This is a genomic window from Rhizobacter sp. P1_G5 (genome assembly GCF_056405435.1).
This window is the reverse complement of the sequence record NZ_JBFUCB010000472.1, coordinates 1-4,865: the sequence shown is the minus strand read 5'-3', so window position 1 is coordinate 4,865 and position 4,865 is coordinate 1. Positions and strand designations below refer to the sequence as shown.

Below are 4,865 nucleotides of genomic sequence, written 5' to 3'. Positions count from 1 at the left end.
CCTGCTCATCCACGCCACCGGCCTCGCCGCGCTGGCCATGAACGCCTTCGCGATGCTGCGCCGCTGCGAGAAATCGCTGCGGCTGCAGTCCGGCTTCGCCGGCCTGCTGTGGGCGCTCAACAACGTGCTGATCGGGGCCCACACGGCGGCGGCGCTGAACCTGGTCAGCGCCGGCCGCACCGCCACCTCGGCCGCCACGCTGCAACACGGCGCCGGCGCACGCAGCCTCGGCCTGGCCGCCTTCGGCGTCCTGAYGGTGGCCACCGGCCTGCTGACCTGGAACGGCTGGGGCACGCTGTTCCTGATCGCCGCCTCGCTGTGGTCGACCTACGCGATGTTCTACATGACCGGGCGCACGCTGCGGTACTCGATGCTCGCGATCTCGGCGCTGTGGATGTACCACGCGTGGAGCTACGAAGCCTGGGAGCAGATGGCCGCCAACGTGCTGACGGCCGGCGCGGCGCTCTATGGCGGCTGGCGCTTCCATCGCCAGCCTCCTGACGAAGAAGCCGGCGAGCCGGCATCGCGCTGACCGCGCTGGCCCAACCCGGGTAGCATGGCGCCCGCCCATGACCGCCCTGCTCCAGACCCTCACGCTCACCCGCACCCGGCGCCGCCTCGCTTTGGCCGGCGCGATCGTCCTCGGCCTGATCCTGCTCGCCGTCATCGCGCTGCAGGTCGCGACCCGCCAGCTGCAGGCCGAAGTGGCGCTGGCCCTCGGTCCGCGCGCCAGCATCGGCGCGATCCGCCCCGGCTGGACCGGCATCGACGTGCTCGACCTGCGCATCCAGGGCCCGGCCGGCTGGCCGGTGGCCGACGAGCTGCGCGCGAGCCGCGTGCGCATCACGCCCGATCCGCGCAGCCTGTTCGGCGGGCCGTGGCGCATTGCGCAGGTGCGCGTCGAGGGCGCCTACCTGGCCGTGCTGCGCACCCGCGACGGCAAGACCCGCGTGCTGCCCTCGCTGCTGGAGAAGCCGCAGGACAAGACCAAACCCGCTTCATCCGCCACGTCGCCCGCCGCCAAACCCGACCCGCTCGCCAAGCCGCTGCTCACCATCGGCCGGGTCGCGCTCGACGGCGCACAGGTGGAGTTCTTCGACAGCTCGGTGCGCCAGCCGGCGCTGCGCCTGACGCTCGACCAGGTCGATGCCGACGTCGGCCCGCTGGTGCTGCCGCAGCTCGACAAGCCGCTGCAGGTGCAGCTCGACGGCGTGTTCAAGGGCGTGCAGCGCAACGGCCGCATCCGCATCGACGGCGACTACACGGTCGCGTCGCGCGACGCCGACATCCGCGCCCGCTTCAACGATGTCGACCTGGTCACGCTGCAGCCCTACCTGCTGAAGGTGGCCGACAAGGGCATCAAACGCGGCACGCTCGACCTCGACCTGCGCGCGAACGTCGTGCGCAACCAGCTGAAGGCGCCCGGCAAGCTGACGCTGACCGGCCTCGAGTTCGCGAGCGACGGTGCGCTCTCCACCTTCGCCGGCGTGCCCCGCCAGGCGGTGCTGGCGGCGATGTCGAAGGACGGCAAGCTCGAGGTGAAGTTCACGCTCGAGGGTCGGCTCGACGACCCGGCCTTCTCGCTGAACGAGAACCTGGCCACCCGCATCGCCTCCGGCATGGCCGAGAGCCTGGGCGTCAGCCTCTCGGGCATGGTCAAGGGCCTGGGCGGGATGGTCAAAGGCCTGTTCGGGAAGTGAGCTCGCGGCTGAGCTCGTCGATGCGCTTGTGAGCTTCGGCCAGCGCCGCATCCCGGCGTGCCAGCTCCGCCTGCAGCCGCACCGCCTTGCCGGYGGCCTCGAACGCGGCGGCATCGGCGATCGCGGCCCGCTCCTTCTCGGCCTCGACATTGGCCACCGCGGCGGCCATCGCCTCGCGCAGGCGTTCGTCGAAGACGCGCTGGTCGACGTCGCGCCGGGCCTCGGCCTGCGCCACCTGCCAGAAATGGCGCGCCGCCTGCATCACCGGCTCGGGCACGTCGGGCGGCACGCCGAACGCGCCGGGATCCTTCAGGCGCCCGCCGAGGTGCTGGTACCAGTCGTCCAGCAAGGGGCTGACGGTGTTCGGCGAGCCGCGGCCCAGCTGGCGGCGCACCCGTTCGATCGTCGGGCGCTCGCCGGCGAGCAGCAGCGCGTCGCACGCAGCCCAGACATCCTTGGCGTTGATCCCGGTGGCCATGTTGCGCATCATACAAACGCTGTATCAAACGCAACACTGGAGTGACTGATTCTCAGCCGGCAGTCACCATCTCCCGCTCATCGGCCGGCGCGAAGGCCTGGGTGCGCGGGTCGACCTGGCGCCACACGGTCTCGCCGCCGACGAACACGCGCAGCTCGCCGGTGGCCAGCCGCACCCACGGTTCGGCATCGGTCAGCGGTTCGGTGGCCACCAGCGCCATGCGGTCGTCGACACCGTTCAGGCGGCCGAGGTCCAGGCTGATGTCGCAATCGATCAGCCGCGCGGTCGGGAACGGATGCTGGCGCTGCAGCAGGTAGAGCTTGCTCGAGCAGTGCGCGAACAACGCCTCGCCGTTGGACAGCAGGAAGTTGAAGTTGCCATGGCGCGCGATGCGCTCGGCGAGCAGCGCGATCTGCGGCGCCAGCTCGGCCCAGCCGACCGGCCGCACGCGGTCGGCGAACTGCGCGCGCAGCTCCTGCATCAGCCAGCAAAACGCGCGTTCGCTGTCGGTGGTGCCGATCGGGCGGAACGGGCCGGTGAGCGCGGGTTCGAAGCCGCGCAGGTCGCCGTTGTGCGAGAACAGCCACGGCTGCCCCATCCACTCGCGCTGGAACGGATGGCAATTGGCCAGCGAACGCACCCCCTGCGTCGCGCGGCGCAGGTGCGAGATGACGATGGCCGACGGAATCGGGTAGTCGCCGAGGAAGGCCGCCAGCGGCGATTCGCTCGCCGGCTGGTCGTCGTGGAAGACGCGGCAGCCGCCCGGTTCATAGAAACCGACGCCCCAGCCGTCCACATGGTGCGAGGTGCGCCCGCCACGTTGCCGGAAACCGGTGAACGAGAACGTGATCGAGGCCTGGCTGTTGCAGTTCATGCCGAGAAGCTGGCACATCTGGATGCATCCGGAAGATCTGTTGCGCGATGGGTGGCGGCATGCAGGCATCGTGCCCGCCCCGGACTGACGAATCGCGTCGATGGTTTCCCCCGTGCTTTGGGGGTACAGACATATGTCCTCTCTGGGTTTCGCCTGAGCGAATCGCCGGGAAGGCTTCCTACACTTTGTCGACAACACGAAGTGAGCGAGTGTGTATGCGAGCCCACCACCCCCACCTGCTGCCCCGGATCACTTCCCGCCGCTTCGCGCTGTTCCTGCGCGCGGCCGTGCTGCTCGCGGCGCTGGCCTGCGGCAGCGACCTGCGCGCCCAGTCGCTGCTCGATCAACCCCTCGAAGCGCTGCTGGACGTGCAGCTCACGACGCTCGGCCGCCGGGTGCAGCCCGAGCAGGACATGGCGATCGCCACCAGCGTGTTCTCCGGTGACGAACTGCGCCGCGCCGGCGCCCGCACGGTGCTGGAAGCGCTGGCGTGGATCCCCGGCGTGTGGGTCGAACACATCAACGCGAACCTGTGGGGCGTCACGGCGCGCGGCGACGGCAGTTCGCTGGTGGCGCACAACACGCTGATCCTGCGCGACGGCCGCGAACAGTTCGCGGCGAGCGGCTGGTCGACGACGACCTGGACGCGGTTGAACATGCCGATCGACCTGGTGCAGCGCATCGAGGTGCAGCGCGGCGCCGGCAACACGCTGTGGGGCTCGAACGCGGCCAATTGCGTGATCAACATCGTGACCCGCGCCGCCGACAACGGCAGCGCCGGCGGCGTGGATGTCGACAGCAACGGCCGCGCCGCGGCGAACCTGCAGTGGGGCACACGGACCGCCTCCGGCTGGAAAACCTCGTTCTGGGCCAGCGGCTCGCACCAGCCGGGTTCTTCCGAGTTCGTGCGGGGCCGCCGCGACTGGGACAACCAGGAGGATCGCGCGGCCGGTGCCAAGGCGACGCTTTCCGTCGAGGGCGGCGCCGAGGTGTCATTCGACGCCAGTGCCTCCACCGGCGTCGGCGCCAGCATCTTCGCGGTCGCCCGCGTACCGAACCGCCTGGAACTGCACGTCGCGCAGCGCGAGTTCGGCACCCGCCTGTCCATCCCGCAGGCACGCGACGGCCGGCTCGAGTTGGCCGGGTACGTGCAGGACGCCGACATGACGACCTTCGGCGGTACCGAGAACCACCGGCGCACCATCGAGCTGTCGGCGCAGGACTTCCTGCGCCTGGGGTCGCACGAGCTGCTGGTGGGCGGCAGCGTGAACACCGACTCGATCACTTCGCGCGCGGCGGCGCTCGATGCCGTCGCCGTGCCGACCGACACCGACCGGCTGCAGGCGTTCGTCCAGGATGAGTGGCGTTTTGCCGAGAACCGCGGCTCGGTGGTGCTCGGCGCCCAGGCGCAACGGGTGTTCCGCGCCGGCTTCGTCGACAACCTGTACGCGACGACGCTGCGCCTGCGCTGGGCGGCCACGCCGGACCTGTCGCTGTGGAGCAGCCTGTCGCATTCGGAAACGCTGGCCAACGGCACCCAGGACCTGCAGATCCCGTCGATCGAGGCCGGCCTGCGCTGGAAGGCCAGCCGCGAACTCCAGGTCAACGCGACGGTGTACGAGCAGCGCTTCGGCAGCTACCAGGTGCCGGTCACGACCCCGGTGACCCCGACCACGCCGCTGATGGACACCCGGCTGCGCGTGCGCGGCTTCGAGGCCGATGCGCGCTGGCAGCCAAGCCCGCAGTGGAGCCTCGACGGGTCGATCGACCTGGTGCGCGCGGAGTTCTCCTTCGACAGCGCGGCACGCTCGCC

At 70.6% G+C, this 4,865-nt stretch carries 5 protein-coding genes; 3 read left to right on the top strand and 2 right to left on the bottom strand.

What is annotated here, in order from left to right:
• Both AC1D12_RS24825 and AC1D12_RS24820 read left to right on the top strand, forming a co-directional pair.
• Positions 1–532 (top strand): YgjV family protein (locus AC1D12_RS24825; protein ID WP_477843520.1); only part of this gene is annotated, 532 nt, incomplete at its 5' end.
• 37 nt (positions 533–569) lie between these two features.
• A complete protein-coding gene (locus AC1D12_RS24820) occupies positions 570–1,700 on the top strand; it encodes a DUF748 domain-containing protein (RefSeq protein ID WP_477843518.1) in 1,131 nt (376 codons plus the stop codon).
• Here AC1D12_RS24820 and AC1D12_RS24815 read toward each other — a convergent pair.
• A complete protein-coding gene (locus AC1D12_RS24815) occupies positions 1,678–2,178 on the bottom strand; it encodes a DNA-binding protein (protein ID WP_477843516.1) in 501 nt (166 codons plus the stop codon). The two genes, AC1D12_RS24820 and AC1D12_RS24815, sit on opposite strands and share 23 nt — an antisense overlap.
• Positions 2,179–2,230: 52 nt before the next feature.
• Entirely contained in the window at positions 2,231–3,070 is an 840-nt protein-coding gene (locus tag AC1D12_RS24810) for a class II glutamine amidotransferase (RefSeq protein ID WP_477843514.1), read from the bottom strand.
• A 197-nt stretch (positions 3,071–3,267) separates the two neighbouring features.
• Here AC1D12_RS24810 and AC1D12_RS24805 point away from each other — a divergent pair.
• Positions 3,268–4,865: TonB-dependent receptor plug domain-containing protein (locus AC1D12_RS24805; RefSeq protein ID WP_477843512.1), on the top strand; the 1,598-nt coding region annotated here is incomplete at its 3' end.

Coding starts and splice junctions, on each gene's coding strand:
- AC1D12_RS24820 (WP_477843518.1), top strand. CDS start 570: ATGACCGCCCTGCTCCAGACCCTCACGCTCACCCGCACCCGGCGCCGC.
- AC1D12_RS24810 (WP_477843514.1), bottom strand. CDS start 3,070: ATGTGCCAGCTTCTCGGCATGAACTGCAACAGCCAGGCCTCGATCACG.